Raw genomic sequence first — 14828 nt, 5'->3', positions numbered from 1 at the left:
GCGGGTGCTTTCCGTAGAGAGATAAAAAGATGACCAACAAGCCGGAAATCCTGGAGATGAGGCCAAAGATCACCGTTGTCGGGGTCGGCGGCGCTGGCGGAAACGCCGTCAACAACATGATCGCCGAAGGCTTGCAGGGCGTCGAGTTCATCGTCGCCAACACCGACGCCCAGGCGCTCACCATGTCGAAGTCGTCGCGCCTGATCCAGTTGGGCGCGCATGTGACCGAGGGGTTGGGCGCCGGATCGTTGCCGCATGTCGGCAGCGCGGCTGCGGAAGAATCCATCGATGAAATCATGGATCATCTGGCGGGAACGCATATGTGTTTCATCACCGCCGGCATGGGCGGCGGCACCGGGACGGGCGCTGCGCCGGTCATTGCGCGCGCCGCGCGCGACGCCGGCATCCTGACGGTGGCCGTCGTCACCAAGCCGTTCGTGTTCGAAGGCCAGCGCAGGACCCGGGCCGCCGAGGAAGGCATAGAGCGCCTTCGCGAGAGCGCCGATACCGTGATCGTCATCCCGAACCAGAATCTGTTCCGGGTCGCCGACGCAAGGACCACGTTTGCCGATGCCTTTGCCATGGCGGACCGGGTTCTCTACGCCGGTGTCGGCTGCATCACGGACCTGATCGTCAAGGAAGGCCTGATCAATCTCGACTTCGCCGATGTGAAGTCGGTGATGCGGGACATGGGGCCGGCGATGATGGGAACCGGCGAGGCTTCCGGGGAGGGGCGCGCGAAGACGGCTGCCGAGGCCGCGATCGCCAATCCGCTGTTGGACGAGGCCTCCATGATGGGCGCCAGGGGGCTGCTCGTGTCGATCAGCGGCGGCATGGACATGACATTGTTCGAGGTCGACGAAGCCGCGACGAGAATACGCGAAGAGGTCGACGCCGATGCCGACATCATTGTCGGCGCCATTTTCGATCACGCATTGGCCGGGAAGTTCCGCGTGTCGGTCGTCGCAACGGGCCTGCGCAAGGGCGCGGATGTGACACGGCTGGAGCAAAGGTTCGCCTAAGGCGTGTCGATATTCAGGTGAGGCCGGCCTGCAAATGGAGGCTTCCTGCGCTTCCGGTGCTCACGTACGAAAAGTACGCTCCGCTCCGGTTCTCGGACGCCACCATTTTCGACTCGGCCTGACCTGGATCTCGACACACCTTGGAGCCTAGCGATCTCAGCGTCGGTTCCGTTCAGGCGGCGCGGCTGAAGCGATCGATCCTGAAATCGTCGAGCGGCGTTGCGCAGTGGCTGGTCGTGATCAGCTCGGCCATGGCCTCGCCGACGCCCGGACCGAGCTGAAAGCCATGCCCGCAAAAGCCGAAGGCGTGGAACAGGCCCGGCGTCGTCGCCGAGCGCCCCATCACCGGCAGCATGTCGCGCACATAGCCCTCGCAACCCGACCAGGTGCGGATCACCGCGACCTTTGCGATTGCCGGCAAAAGCCGCGCGACGGCGCGCATCTGCGTCGGCAGGCGCATGGGATCGGCGCTCGCATGGCCGGGGTCGAGGTCAACCGGCACTCTCTCGGCCGCACCACCGAAGACGATGTTGCCGCGCTCGACCTGGCGCAGATAGGCGCCATAGTCCTTGTCGCGCGTCCAGATGCCGACAACCGGCAGGATCCGATGCGGCAGCGGCTCGGTCACGCCCATCTGCGGGCCGCGCGCATCGAGCGGAACCGGCTCGCCGAATTGCGCGGCGATGCGCGCGCCCCATGCGCCGGCGGTGTTGAGCAGGCACTCGGCGGCGAACGCGCCTTTCGAGCTGGCGACATGGAATCCAGAGTCCGTGCGGCTGATCGCCTCGACTTCGGCCTCCTCGACGATCTCCGCACCCAACCTGCGAGCAGCCTCGGCAAAGGCGGGCGCGATCAGGCGGGGATTGCCGCTGCCGTCATGCGGCGAGAAAGAGGCTGCGATCGCGTCGGCACCCAGGCTTGGAAAGCGGGCATGGATCTCGCGCGGCGTCAGTTCTTCCAACTCCAGCCCCCAGGGCCGCGCGGCCTCAGCATAGGCGCGCATGTCGGCGAGGCTGCCTTCGTCGAAGATCAACCGGATATGACCGGTGGCGCGGAACTCCACATCGCGGCCAAGCATTTTTTCGGCCTCGCCCCACAGGCTGAGCGAGCGATGGGCCAGCGGCAGCTGGGAGAGATGCCGCCCTGTGCGCCGGATGTTGCCGAACGAAGCGACGGTCGCCCCGCTGCCGATCCGGTGGCGCTCGATCAGCGTCACGCGCGCGCCGCGCCTGGCGAGGAAATAGGCCGAGGCCGTCCCCATCAGGCCGCCGCCCAGCACGATCACATCCATGGCGGCCCCTTGCGAACAGCACCTGAAGTCTGACTGATCTTGTCGACGCCGCGGCGTTGCGTCAAAGATGGGTTTGGATAAGAGCCATAAGCTTTACCTATGGAGTGGCAATTGCGGGCCCGGCAGCTCGAAGTGTTCATCGCCGTCATGCGCGCGGGCACAGTGACCGCCGCGGCGCGCATGCTGAACATCTCGCAGCCGGCGCTGAGCCAGATCCTGCTGCACACCGAGGACGAATTGGGCTTCCCGCTGTTCGAGCGGGTCAAGGGCCGGCTGCGGCCGACGCCTGAGGCGCTCGAAATCTTCGCCGACGCCGAGCGGCTGTCGGCGGGGCTGGATGGCCTGCGTCGCAAGACCACCGACCTGCGTCTCGGCCGGACCGGGCTGGTGCGGGTCGCAGCCTCGCCGCCGCCGGCCATGGCGATCTTGCCGCGCGCCTTCACCGCCTTCCGGGCGCAGCATCCCGACATCTTGCTGCGCTCCCATATGGCGCCGATCGCCGCGATCATCGACATGCTGCGCGCCGGCGATGCCAGCCTCGGCGTGGCCCTGGACGACCGGCTGCCGCCCGACATCGAGGCCGAGGTGATCGGCAGCGTCGGCTTCACCTGCCTGCTGCCCGCCGGACATGGCTTGGCCGGGAAAGCCGAACTGACGCTCGCCGACCTCGCCGGCGAGGCGCTGATATCCTATCGCGGCAACACCCGGCCCGCCGATGAATTGGCGCACGCAGCGCGCGCCCAGGGCGTGACGCTTTCGCCGTCGCTGGAGATCGATGTTTCCATCTCGGCGGTCGGCTTCGTCCAGGCTGGTCTCGGCATCGGCCTGGTCGACGCGCTGCTGCCGTGGCGCCAGTTTTCCGGGCTTGCCGTCAGGCCGCTGGCGGACGGGCCGGAATTTCCGATCGCGTTGCTTACGTCGCGCGCCCGGGCCTTGTCGCGGGCCGACGAGATGATGCGCGACGAAATCCGTGCGGCCTGCTCCGCCGTTCTCGGCGAGCATCGCACTCAGGCATAAGCAAGACTTATATCCTTGCCCCTCATCCATCTTGGACCCTGACGGCCCGCTCGTGCCAGCTTTGGCCGGCAGACAGGAAGGGACGCATGATGGACAGTGCCATTGCGGCGGATGCAGCGCGGAACGGAGCCGACTGGAAGGTCGGCGTCGACATTGGCGGGACCTTCATCGATTTCTGCGCGCTCGAGGCAAACTCCGGACGCGTCGCTTCGCTGAAGGTGCTGACGACGCCGGAGGATCCGGGCGCAGAGCTGATGACCGGTCTCGCGCTCCTGGCCGAACGCGAAGGCTTCGATCCGACACGCATGACGCGCTTCGTGCATGGCACCACTGTCGGCATCAACACCATCATCCAGCGCAAGGGCGCGCCGCTGGCGCTGTTCACCAATGCCGGCTTCGAGGACGTGATCGAACTGGCGCGGTTGCGCATGCCGGACATGTATTCGCTGTTCTGCGCGCGGCCGGAGCCGCTGATTTCGCGCGACATGGTGTTCGGCATTCCGGCCCGCATGCGCGCCGATGGAGCTGAATCCCTGGCGCCGGACATGGCGGCGGTGGAGCGGGGCGTGGCAGCGGCGAAAGCGAAGGGGGCGCAAGGCATCATCGTCTCCTTCCTGCATGCCTGGCGCAACGGCGCCCAGGAGGCCTCGGTGAAGGCGGCGATCGCCCGCGTTGCGCCGGACCTCTTCGTCTTTACCTCGGCCGAGGTCTGGCCAGTGATCCGCGAATATGAGCGCAGCTCGACCGCCATCCTCAATGGCTATGTCCATCCGCGCGTGTCGGGCTATCTGACCGCGTTGGAAGAGCGGCTGAAGTCCCGCGGCGTGCCGGCCCGGCCGATGCTGACGAAATCGAATGGCGGGCTGATGAATGCCGCCGAGGGCAAGCACGCCTGCGTCAACATGCTTTTGTCGGGAACCGCCTCCGGGGTCATCGGTGCCTCGTGGCTGGCGCGCCAGGCCAGCGAGGACAAGATCTTGACCCTCGACATCGGCGGGACCTCGGCCGACTTCGCGCTCATCATCGGCGGCGAGGCGCAGTTCGGCACCGGCGAGCTGATCGGCGAATTTCCGCTGCATATCCCGTCGGTGTCGGTGAGCTCGATCGGCGTCGGCGGCGGCTCGATCGCCAGCGTCGATGCACAAGGCGTGTTGCGGGTCGGACCGGAATCGGCCGGCTCGACGCCGGGACCGGCCTGTTACGGCCGCGGCGGCGAACGGGCGACGGTGACCGACGCCATGGTGGTGTGCGGATGGCTCGGCCACAGCGAGATGGCCTACGGCCAGCTCAAAGTCGATGCCCAACTGGCGCAGCGCGCGGTCGGCGAGCTCGCCGCCAGGCTCGGCCGCACGGTCGAGCAGACGGCGCAGGCGATCCTCGATATCGCCGTGTCGGAAATGTTCGTCGAGGTGGAAAAACTCGCCTCGCGCGCTGGCGTCGACCTGCGCGATTTCACGCTGATGCCGTTCGGCGGCGGCGGCCCGATGCTCGGCGCCTTCCTGGCCCGCGAACTCTGCATGAAGCGGGTCATGGCGGCGCGCCGCCCGGGCGTGGTCTCGGCGCTCGGCGGGCTGGTGGCGGATTTGCGCGGCGACTTCATCCGCACCATTTTCAGCCCGCTGTCGGCAGCGTCGCTCCCCGCCATTCGCGAGGCTTTCGAAGCGCTTGCACAAGAGGGCCGCGACTGGCTCGCGGCGCAGGGGCACGATGCGGCAGCTCAGCTCAACCTCACCTGCGACATGCGCTATATCGGGCAGAGCTACGAGATCGAGGTCATGCTGTCGCCGCAGTGGCTGGCGGATGGCGATGCGGCAGCAATTGCGCAGGCCTTCCACCTCACCCATCAGCAGCTCTACGATTTCCACGACCCGGACGGCGCGATCGAGCTTGTGAATGTTCGCCTCTCGGCGATCGGCGCTGGACCGGCGCTCTCCTTCCCGGAGGCCGATGAGGTCGAAATCCCGGTTAGTCCGGCGCGCCGGCTCCCGGTCTATACGGGCCTGGGCATCGAGACCGTCGATCTCCACGACCGGCAGACACTGGTACCGGGCGCAACGTTCAACGGTCCCGCCGTGGTCGTGCAGGAAGACACCACCTTCGCCATCCCCGCCGGGGCGCAAGCACGGGTCGACCGCCATCTCAATCTTCTTCTCACTTTCGCGGAGTGAAGCCCTTGTTCGACCGCACCAACCTTCAGGTTCTGGCCAACCATGCCCGTGCGGCGGCCGAGAACATGGCGCACACGCTGCACCGCACCGCGCATTCGGCCTTCGTCAAGGAGACGCAGGATTTCACCGTGATGCTTATGGACCGATCTGGCGCGACCTTCGCCGTGCCGATGGAACTCGGCGCCACCTGGTATCCGGGGTTGTCCTATCATCGTGCGATCGCGATGGTCGACGACTACCGGCCGGGCGACGTCGCTTTCACCAACGATCCCTATTCCGGGCACGTCGCCACGCACGCGCCCGACACGCATCTGTGGAAGCCGGTCTTCGTCGACGGCGAGATCGTCGCCTGGACCGGAGGGCATATCCACAACACCGACATGGGCGGCGCGGTGCCGGCCTCGCTCAGCCGGGCGCTGACCGAAATCCATCAGGAAGGCATCCGCTTTCCGCCGATGAAGCTGGTGAGGGAAGGCGTCTTCGACGAGACGATCCTGCGCATCATGAGCACCAATGTGCGCAAGCCCGAGCTCAACATCGGCGACATCAAGGCGCTGGTCGGCGCGCTCAACACCGGCGAGCGCAAGATCCAGGCGATGGTGAAGAAATTCGGCAAGGCCGGCTTCGTCGAAGGCGTTTCGGCGCTGCTCGACCATGCGGAGGCGCAGGCGCGCGACGTGCTGCGTTCGATGCCCGACGGCACATGGGAATTCGCCGACTACGCCGACGAGGATTCGGTCGAGGCCAATCCCTGCCGGCTGAAGCTCAGGCTGACGATCCGGGGTGACGAGGCGGTGCTCGACTTCACCGGCTCCGATCCGCAACTCGGCTCCTCGCTCAACGTGCCGTCGGGCAGCGACCCGCGCCACACCATGCTTTTGGTCGGCGTCTACTACGTGCTCTACACGCTCAATCCGAAGCTCCTGCTCAACACGGGCCTTACCCGGCCCTTCACTTGCGTAACGCCGCAAGGTTCGGTGCTGAACCCTATCCATCCCGCCGCCGTTGGCATGCGCTCGCTGACCTGCGCCCGACTGCGCTCGGTCGTCTTCGGCGCCTTCTCGCAAGCGGTGCCGGAGCGGCTGCCCGCGGCGCCCGCCGGCAACAATTGCATCGTCAACGTTATGACAGTCGACGAGCGCAGCAGCCGGAGCGTGATCGCGGCGGTGAACCCCGTGGTGGGCGGCGGCGGGGCGATGCCGCATCGCGACGGCACCAACGGCTCGGGCGCGGATGCGGCCTATCTGAAAAACACGCCGATCGAGATCACCGAGACCGAGACGCCGGTCGAGTTCGTGCGATACGGGCTCGCCAGGGACAGCGGCGGCGCCGGGCGCTGGCGGGGCGGGCTGGCGACCGAGATGGCTTTTCGCGTCTTTGCGCCGGACTCCCGGATCACGGCGCGCAACCGCGACCGCAGCTTCTTCCGTCCCTGGGGCGTGCTGGGCGGCAAGGCGGCGGGCCTGTCCGACATGGTCGTCAATCCGGGAACCGAGCACGAGCGGCGGCTGGGCAATATCGACACGGCGGTGCTGCAGCCGGGCGACGTGCTGGAGATCCGCTCCGCCGGCGGCGGCGGTCGCGGCGATCCAAATCAGCGCGAGCCCTGGCGGGTGGCGCAGGACGTGCGGCGCGGTTATGTCTCGCCGGAAGCGGCCGAGCGCGACTATGGCGTCGTCTTCCGCGACGGCGCGATCGACCAGCAGGCGACGGAGCAATTGCGGGCGCAGCACAAGCCGGACGTCGGCCATTTCCATTTCGGCCCGGAGCGTGACGGCTACGAAGCGCAGTGGACGCCGGCGGCCTATGAACGGCTGCATGCCGTGCTTGACGCCTTGCCCATTCACTGGCGCTTCTTCGCCAAGACGGAAATCTTCCGCCGCATGAAGGGGCGCTCCGGGCCGGACGGCGTGCTGGCGGCCTTCGATGCGGTTTGCGAGCGGTTTCCCGAGCTGCCGCATCCTCATGTCATACAACAGGCGGCGGAATGATAACGGCCGGCCGCATCGTCCGGCTGGCCGAGCGAGGTCGGGCAGGGGTGCGTTTCTTCCTCGACGGCGAGATGCACAGCGCATTGGCGGGCGACACAGTGCTGACCGCAATGCTGGCCGCCGGACACGCGTTGCGAACATCCGAATTCGGACCCGAGCCGCGAGCCGGTTTCTGCCTGATGGGGGCCTGTCAGGATTGCTGGGTCTGGCAGGACGAGGGACCGCGCCTGCGGGCATGCTCGACGCCTGTCGCCGAAGGCATGCGGTTGCGCACGACGCCGCCGGAGCACTGGCCGTGAGCGGGACCGCGCCGCCTCGCGTCGTGATCGTGGGCGCCGGTCCCGCCGGCATACGGGCGGCCGCGACGCTGGTCGAGGCCGGGCTCCATCCGGTGGTGGTCGACGAAGGCCATCGCGCCGGCGGGCAGATTTATCGCCGTCCGCCGGATGGGTTTACTCGCACGCCGGAACAACTCTACGGGTCCGAGGCGGCGAAGGCGCGTGCGCTGCATGGGCTGTTTGACGGGCTGGCGACAGAGGGGCGGCTAACCCATCACCTAGGCAGCTCTGTCATCGCTGTGCACGAAGGTCGGCTGCATGTGCTGGGCGAGGGCGGCTTGCAGCTGGTCAGCTACGACCGGCTGATCCTTGCCACCGGAGCGTCCGACCGTGTCGCTCCTGTCCCGGGTTGGCAGAGCGCCGGCGTCTACAGCCTCGGCGCTGCGCAGATCGCGCTCAAAGCGCAGGGGGTGGCGCTCGGGCGGCGGATCGTGCTCGTCGGATCGGGGCCTTTGCTGACGCTGGTCGGCGCCCAGCTCGTCAAGGCCGGAGCGGATGTGGCGGCAGTGCTCGACACTTCTCCCTGGAACCAGCAGATGCGGGGATTCTCCAGACTTGCCGCCCGGCCGGTGGTCGCGCTACGCGGTCTCATTCTGCGGGCAAGGCTCGGCCGCCGCTACTATGCGGGCGTGACGCTGGAGCGCATCGAGGCCGACGCGTCGGGTGTCACGGCACTGCGCTGGCGCGATGCCGGGGGACGGGAGCAACTGACGCCCTGTGACATGATTGGCATGGGTTGGCACCTGCGCGCCGAGACGCATCTGGCCGACCTCGTGGGATGCGCCTTCGCCTATGACGAGCAGTGGCGGCAGTGGCTGCCAAAGGCTGATGAGATGGGTCGGGGCGGCAACGGCGTCTATCTTGCGGGTGATGGGGTTCGCCTTCTCGGAGCGGACGGCGCGGAGATCGCGGGGCGTCTCGCGGCGGCGGCATGCCTTGCCGATCTCGGATATCCGGCGCCCGCCATCAGTGCCGACCTGCACAAGCTCAAGCGGCTTGAGCGCTTTGCACGCGGTCTTGCCACCGCCTTTCCCTGGCCTGAGGCGATGGCGCGGACACTCCCCAACGACGTCATCGTCTGCCGCTGCGAGAACGTGACCGCAGGCAGCATACGCGAGAGCGTGGAGCGTGGCGGCGGCGAGGCCAACCGCGTGAAATCGCTGTCGCGCGTCGGGATGGGTCGCTGCCAAGGGCGCTTTTGCCAGTTGGCCGCCGTCGAGCTCGTCGCGGCGAAGGCCGGCTGCACAACCGAAGCCGTTGGCCGGTTCCGCGGACAGGCGCCTGTGCGGCCGGCGCCTATCGCTGCTTTTCTGCGAGAGGGCTGATGCGATCGCTCAGCCCGCGCCAGATGCCGGCATGAGGTACATGCTAGAAATCAGCGACCTTGCCCCAGGACGAAGCGTCGAAGCGGCGTGGATCGTAGGATGCCGGATCGACGATCGGTTCCGACCCGGTCACCAGGTCGGCGACGAGGTGTCCGGCGCCGGACCCGATGCCGAAGCCATGGCCCGAAAATCCGGCGGCCAGGAAGAAACCCGGAACGGCGTCGATCTCACCGATGGCAGGCACGCCGTCCGGCGTGCTGTCGATATAGCCGGCCCATGCAGCACTGATGCTGGTCTTTTTGAGATCGGGCAGCAGGTCGAGCGCGCGGGCATGCGTCAGGCGGATCGTCGCCTGGTCCGGGACCGGATCAAGGATGCGCATGCGCTCCATCGGTGTCGGCCGGTCGAGCCGCCAGCGTTTCAGCGTTTCGTGGCCCGAAAGCGCGCCTTGCAGGCCGCCGGGCGCGAGGCTGCGCCAGCGCTTCAGGAACATCGGCACGAATTGCGAGGAGAAGCGCAACTGCTGCGGCGTCACGTCGACGCGGCCGCGCCCGCTGATGGCGAGCGTGTAGCCGCCGTCGCCGCGGCGCGTGGCCGAGATCCTTGCCGTGTGCAGCGCATCTGGCAGGCCTTCGGCGCCGGGCGAGACCGACAGGATCGAGGAGCGGATCGAGGCCTGCGGAAAGCGGAAGCCGAACTGCCGGCAAAAGGACGACGCCCAGGCGCCGCCGGCCATCACCGCCACCTTGGTCCGGATTGTGCCGTTTTCGGTGACCACGCCGCTCAAGCGTTCGCCTTCGGTCTCGATGCCGCGCGCGGCGCAGTTCTGGTGCACCGTGCCGCCGAGCTTCAGGATGGCGCGGGCGACCGCGGGTGCGGCCCGCGACGGATCGGCGGTGCCGTCGGTCGGCGAAAAGACGCCGCCTTTCCAGCTTCTGCCCGTGGCGCGGCCGCGTTCGCTGGCCTCGCGACTGTCCAGCATATGCGTGGTGACGCCGGCCGTCTTGGCGAAATCGCGCCAGCGCGCCCAGCCGGCCAGTTCCGCCTCGTCATTGCTGAGATAAAGCAGGCCGCAGCGGCGGAAGCCGGTGTCCTCGCCGCTTTCGGCCGCAAAGCGATCCAGGAGATCGAGGCTGCGGGTCGCCATCGGCAGTTCGCGGGCGTCGCGGTTCTGCTGGCGACACCAGCCCCAGTTCCTGGAAGACTGCTCGGCGCCGATGCGTCCCTTTTCGACAAGCGCGACCTTCATGCCGCGCAGCGCCAGGTAATAGGCCGCGAAGACGCCGACGATGCCGCCGCCGATCACCACCGCGTCCGCGGCTTGCGGGAGGTCGCCCGAAGTCTCGATTTGCTGCAGCGGCGCGCGCATGATCCTCTCCGCCTTGAGGCTTCAATCTATCGCGTTGCGCAGGCAGCCGCTGCTGCAGTTGGATCGGAAGCAGAATTTTATTCCGGTCACGCCGTGGAAATCGGGAGCCCACGCTTTTCAAAGCGCTGTCCGTTTGGATGGACAGCGTGGCGGGCTATGGTAGTTTGGACGATCATCGGTGCGACGGCATTTTGTGCTGTAGCGCTTTTTCCGTGGAGGCGGCCGTGAAACTGGATCGGATCGATATCAAGATTCTGCACGAATTGCAGAAGAACGGCCGCATCACCAATGTCGAACTGGCCGATCTAGTGCATCTGTCGCCGAGCCCGTGCCTGATGCGGGTGAAGAAACTCCAGTCGGAAGGCTACATCGAAGGCTATTCGGCGCAGGTCAATATCGGCAAGCTCGGCCAGACGCTGACCGTATTCACCGAGATCACCCTGAAGAACCACCGCCAGGTCGACTTCGCGCGCTTTCTCGCCGTGGTGGAGAAGATCGATCAGGTCATCGAATGCCACCTCGTTTCCGGCGGCTACGACTATCTGATGAAATTCATGACTGCCGGCATCGGCGAGTATCAGACGATCATGGAGCGGCTGACCGACATGGATATCGGCATCGACAAGTACTTCAGTTTCGTCGTGCTGAAGTCGCCCATCGTCAAGGCGCACATGCCGCTGCCCAGCCTGTTCCCGATGTAAGCCGAGCCGTCTCTTTCAGTCTTTGTTTTGATGCATGTCGTTATCCCAGAACCGCTGCACACTTCTGGGCGACACGCATCAGCGATGCCCGTACTGGCTGACGAGCTCGGGGTCGCGGACGAGACCGTCGAGCCAGGTCGGGTCGAGCTTCGGCACCGATGAGAACAGAAGCTTGGAATAAGGGTGGCTGGGCGCCTTTACCTTGTCGGGCGTGATCTGCTCCACCCGCTCGCCATTGTACATGACCATGATCTGGTCGCAGATCGCCTCGACCACGGAGAGGTCGTGGCTTATGAAGATGTAGGACAGCTCCAGCTCGCGCTGCAGCTCCTTGAGCAATTCGATAACCGCCGAGGCCACCACCGTGTCGAGCGCCGAGGTGATCTCGTCGCAGATGATGAGCTTAGGGTTGGCGGCAAGCGCGCGCGCAAAATTCACGCGCTGCTTCTGGCCGCCCGAGAGCTCCGAGGGATGACGGTAACGCAGCGCCTTCGGCAGTCGCACCATGTCGAGCAGTTCGTCGACGCGCTTCGAGCGCGCGCGCTTGTCGAGCCCGTGATAGAAGGCCAGCGGCCGCGCAATGATGTCTTCCACCGGCTTGGCCGGGTTAAGCGCGGTATCGGCATACTGGAAGACGATCTGCATCTCGCGCAGCTGGTCGCGGCTGCGCTTGCCGGCGGCGGGTTCCAGTTCCTTGCCGTCGAAGACGATTTCGCCTACCGCCGCCGGATGGATGCCGGCGATGGCGCGCGCCAGCGTCGATTTTCCGCAGCCGGATTCGCCGATGACGCCGAGATTGCGTCCCTTCTCCACGACCAGGCTGACGGAATCGACGGCGCGCACGAGAGGCAGTCCGTCGGGCTTTGCCGGTCCATAGCCGGCCGTCAAACCCTCGATGCTGAGCAGCGGCTTCGTTGCGGCATCGGCATCCGCCTGCGCTTGCCGCGGCTTCGGCTCGAAGGCGGCCAGCAGCTCCTGCGTGTAGGGATGCTGCGCGGCCGACAGGATTTGCGCCGTCGTGCCGGTCTCCTGTACCTCGCCACCCTTCAGCACTAGGATGCGGTCGGCGATCTGGGCGACCACCGCGAGATCGTGGGAGACGTAGACGCCCGCTATGCCGCCGGCCCGCATCACCGACTTGAAGGCCTTCAGCACGTCGATCTGGGTGGTCACGTCAAGCGCCGTCGTCGGCTCGTCGAAGATGACCAGCTTGGGATCGCCGATGAGCGCCATGGCCGCCGCCAGCCGCTGCAATTGGCCGCCGGAGACCTGGTGCGGATAACGGGCGCCGATATTGTCCGGATCCGGCAGCGACAGGGCCCTGAACAGCTCGACGGCGCGCTTGCGCGCCTGCTCGGGCGGCATCAGCCTGTGGATGCGGGTGACCTCGATCACCTGCTCCATGATCGTCGACGCGGGATTGAACGAGGCAGCCGCACTTTGCGGCACATAGGCGATGTCGGTGCCGCGCAGCTTGGCGCGTTCCTTCTCGGAGAGTGCGGCCATGTCCTTGCCGTTGACGTTGATCTCGCCGGCGGCGATGCGGCAGCCGGGCCGCGCATGGCCCATCAGCGACAGCGCCAGCGTCGTCTTGCCGGAGCCGCTCTCGCCGATCAGTGCGACGATCTCGCCGTCGGCGATGTCGAGGCTGACGCCCTTGATGATCTCGACCAGACGTCCGGCGTCGGTGGTCGCCTGGATTTTCAGGTTCCTGACCTCGACGAGATTGCTCATGCGTCGCGGTCCCTGATCTTCTGGGGCAGATTGTCGATCAGCAGATTGACGCTGATGGTGAGGCTGGCGATCGCCAACGAGGGCACGATGACGGCGGGCGCCGCGAAGGGCAGGCCGCCGATGTTCTCGCGCACCAGCGCGCCCCAGTCGGCCAAAGGTGGCTGCAGGCCGAGACCGAGGAAGGACAGACCGGAGAGCAAGAGCACGATGAAGACGAAGCGCAGACCGAAATCGGCGAGCACAGGGCGGATGATGTTGGGCAGGATCTCGGAGCCGATGAGATAGGCCGTGCTTTCGCCGCGGACGCGGGCGACGGTAATGAAATCCATGGTGTTGATGTTGACGGCGAGCGCGCGGGCAAAACGGTAGGCGCCGGGAATGTAGATGACGGCCAGCGTCAGGATCAGCACCGGGATCGACGAGCCGACCGCGGCGACGACAACAAGGCCGAACAGCTTGCTCGGAATGGAGTTCATGGCATCGAGGAAGCGGCTCAGGCAGGTGTCGAGCCAGCCGCCGGTGACGGCCGCGATCATGCCCAGCACGACGCCGGAGAAGCAGGCGATGGAGACGGCGGCGAGCGATATGCCGACGGTATAGCGCGCGCCCATCAGCACCCGCGAGAGCATATCGCGGCCCAGATAATCCGAGCCGAGCCACAGGCCCTGGCGCATCGGGCCGAAATAGTCGTCGTCGACGATGTCGCCGATCGGATGCGGGATGATGTAGGGCGCGAAGATAGCGACCAGCGTCCAGGCCAGGATGACCAGCGCGGCCGCGACGCCGACAAGGTTATAGCTGTGGCCTAGCAAGGACCGTCGGGAGGCTGCGGCGCGTGTCGTCATCTCAGCCTCGGGTTCGACATGATGGCGACGATGTCGGCGGCCGTGATGAGGAACAGATAGCCGAGGCAGAAGATCATCGCGCAACTCTGGATCAGCGGCAGGTCGCGGGTCGCGACGGCATCGACCATCAGCTTGGCGATGCCGGGATAGTTGAAGATCGTCTCGACGATGATGACGCCGCCGACCAGATAGGAGAGCGATAGCGCCACCGCATTGACGATCGGCCCAAGCGCATTGGGCAGCGCGTGCCGCAGCACCATGCGGCCGCGCGAGGCGCCTTTCAGCAGCGCCATCTCGACATAGGGCGTGGACAGCGTCTCGATCACCGCGGCGCGGGTCATGCGGATCATTTGCGCGGAGATGACGAAGGTGAGCGTGATCACCGGCATCGCATAGATGCGCACGAGGTCGGTCAGCGAATGCGCCTCGTTGACCGAGGACAGCGCCGGCAGCCATTTCAGATAGACGGCAAAGAGCAGCACCGACAGCGTCGCCACCATGAATTCCGGAACCGAGATGACGCCGATCGAGAGCACGGTGACGATGCGGTCGTAGAGCGAGCCACGCAGCATCGCGGCGGTGATGCCGAGCGTCAGCGCCAGCGGCACCGAGATCAGCGTGGTGATGCCGGCGAGCTTCATGGTGTTGACAAAGCGGCCGCCGATCAGCGCCGCGACCGGCATCTCATTGGCATAGGAGGTGCCGAGGTCGCCATGCAGCAGGCCGAGAAGCCAGCGCAGGAAGCGCAGGATCGCCGGGTCGTTCAAATGCATGGCCTCGCGCAGGCCGGCGACCGCTTCGGGGGTCGCCGCCTGTCCAAGCAGGATCGAGGCGGTGTCGCCAGGCAGCATGCTGGTGGCGAAAAACACCGCGAACAGGACGATCAAAAGCGTGACGAGGGCGATCGCCAGCCGCTTCAGCACGAGGTTCAGAACCCCAGACGTCATGGAAACGCTCCTGCGGTTGAGTCCGGCCGACAATGTTGCGCAAGGCAGTGACGGGAGCCGGCTCACCGGCTCCCGTCAGC

Annotated in this window: 12 protein-coding genes; 7 read left to right on the top strand and 5 right to left on the bottom strand. The window is 66.4% G+C overall.

Features of this window, described 5'->3' with window-relative positions:
• Positions 1 to 29 precede the first annotated feature (29 nt).
• Positions 30 to 1022, top strand: coding sequence for a cell division protein FtsZ (gene ftsZ / locus FJ988_RS21605; RefSeq protein ID WP_140820374.1), 993 nt, complete (start codon positions 30 to 32; stop codon positions 1020 to 1022).
• Positions 1023 to 1194: 172 nt separating this feature from the next.
• On the opposite strand, the gene FJ988_RS21600 is transcribed toward ftsZ, so the two are convergent.
• Positions 1195 to 2313 (bottom strand): FAD-binding oxidoreductase, encoded by a 1119-nt coding sequence (locus FJ988_RS21600; protein WP_140820373.1) that lies wholly within the window; start codon positions 2311 to 2313, stop codon positions 1195 to 1197.
• Positions 2314 to 2424: 111 nt separating this feature from the next.
• Between FJ988_RS21600 and FJ988_RS21595 the strand changes: the two genes are divergently transcribed.
• The 5 genes from FJ988_RS21595 to FJ988_RS21575 all read left to right on the top strand — a co-directional run bounded on the left by FJ988_RS21595 (position 2425) and on the right by FJ988_RS21575 (position 9152).
• Entirely contained in the window at positions 2425 to 3330 is a 906-nt protein-coding gene (locus FJ988_RS21595; protein WP_140820372.1) for a LysR family transcriptional regulator, read from the top strand.
• Positions 3331 to 3419: 89 nt separating this feature from the next.
• The gene (locus tag FJ988_RS21590; protein WP_140820416.1) at positions 3420 to 5498 is read left to right on the top strand and encodes a hydantoinase/oxoprolinase family protein; all 2079 of its coding nucleotides are present in this window, start codon (positions 3420 to 3422) and stop codon (positions 5496 to 5498) included.
• 5 nt (positions 5499 to 5503) lie between these two features.
• Positions 5504 to 7489: a hydantoinase B/oxoprolinase family protein gene (locus FJ988_RS21585; protein ID WP_140820371.1), complete on the top strand. Its 1986-nt coding sequence runs from the start codon at positions 5504 to 5506 to the stop codon at positions 7487 to 7489.
• A complete protein-coding gene (locus tag FJ988_RS21580; protein WP_140820370.1) occupies positions 7486 to 7788 on the top strand; it encodes a (2Fe-2S)-binding protein in 303 nt (100 codons plus the stop codon). Before FJ988_RS21585 ends, FJ988_RS21580 begins: the two co-directional genes overlap by 4 nt.
• Complete coding sequence (locus FJ988_RS21575) at positions 7785 to 9152, top strand: NAD(P)/FAD-dependent oxidoreductase (RefSeq protein WP_246688627.1); 1368 nt, start codon at positions 7785 to 7787, stop codon at positions 9150 to 9152. Before FJ988_RS21580 ends, FJ988_RS21575 begins: the two co-directional genes overlap by 4 nt.
• 43 nt (positions 9153 to 9195) lie before the next feature.
• Here FJ988_RS21575 and FJ988_RS21570 read toward each other — a convergent pair whose 3' ends face one another.
• Positions 9196 to 10521: an FAD-binding oxidoreductase gene (locus tag FJ988_RS21570; protein WP_140820368.1), complete on the bottom strand. Its 1326-nt coding sequence runs from the start codon at positions 10519 to 10521 to the stop codon at positions 9196 to 9198.
• Positions 10522 to 10745: 224 nt separating this feature from the next.
• Between FJ988_RS21570 and FJ988_RS21565 the strand changes: the two genes are divergently transcribed.
• A complete protein-coding gene (locus FJ988_RS21565; RefSeq protein ID WP_140532133.1) occupies positions 10746 to 11222 on the top strand; it encodes an Lrp/AsnC family transcriptional regulator in 477 nt (158 codons plus the stop codon).
• Between the two features lie 78 nt (positions 11223 to 11300).
• Here FJ988_RS21565 and FJ988_RS21560 read toward each other — a convergent pair whose 3' ends face one another.
• Genes FJ988_RS21560 through FJ988_RS21550 form a run of 3 tightly spaced genes read right to left on the bottom strand, consistent with a single transcriptional unit; the run spans position 11301 to position 14748 of the window.
• A complete protein-coding gene (locus FJ988_RS21560; protein WP_140820367.1) occupies positions 11301 to 12956 on the bottom strand; it encodes an ABC transporter ATP-binding protein in 1656 nt (551 codons plus the stop codon).
• Positions 12953 to 13801, bottom strand: a complete 849-nt coding sequence (locus FJ988_RS21555) for an ABC transporter permease (protein WP_140820366.1) — start codon at positions 13799 to 13801, stop codon at positions 12953 to 12955. The genes FJ988_RS21560 and FJ988_RS21555 overlap by 4 nt, the downstream gene beginning before the upstream one ends.
• Complete coding sequence (locus FJ988_RS21550; RefSeq protein WP_140820365.1) at positions 13798 to 14748, bottom strand: ABC transporter permease; 951 nt, start codon at positions 14746 to 14748, stop codon at positions 13798 to 13800. Before FJ988_RS21550 ends, FJ988_RS21555 begins: the two co-directional genes overlap by 4 nt.
• Positions 14749 to 14828: the final 80 nt, after the last annotated feature.

Source organism: Mesorhizobium sp. CU3 (genome assembly GCF_006442965.1).
Taxonomy (GTDB): domain Bacteria; phylum Pseudomonadota; class Alphaproteobacteria; order Rhizobiales; family Rhizobiaceae; genus Mesorhizobium.
The sequence above is the reverse complement of the archived record's forward strand: the minus strand, read 5'-3'. Positions and strand labels throughout refer to the sequence as shown.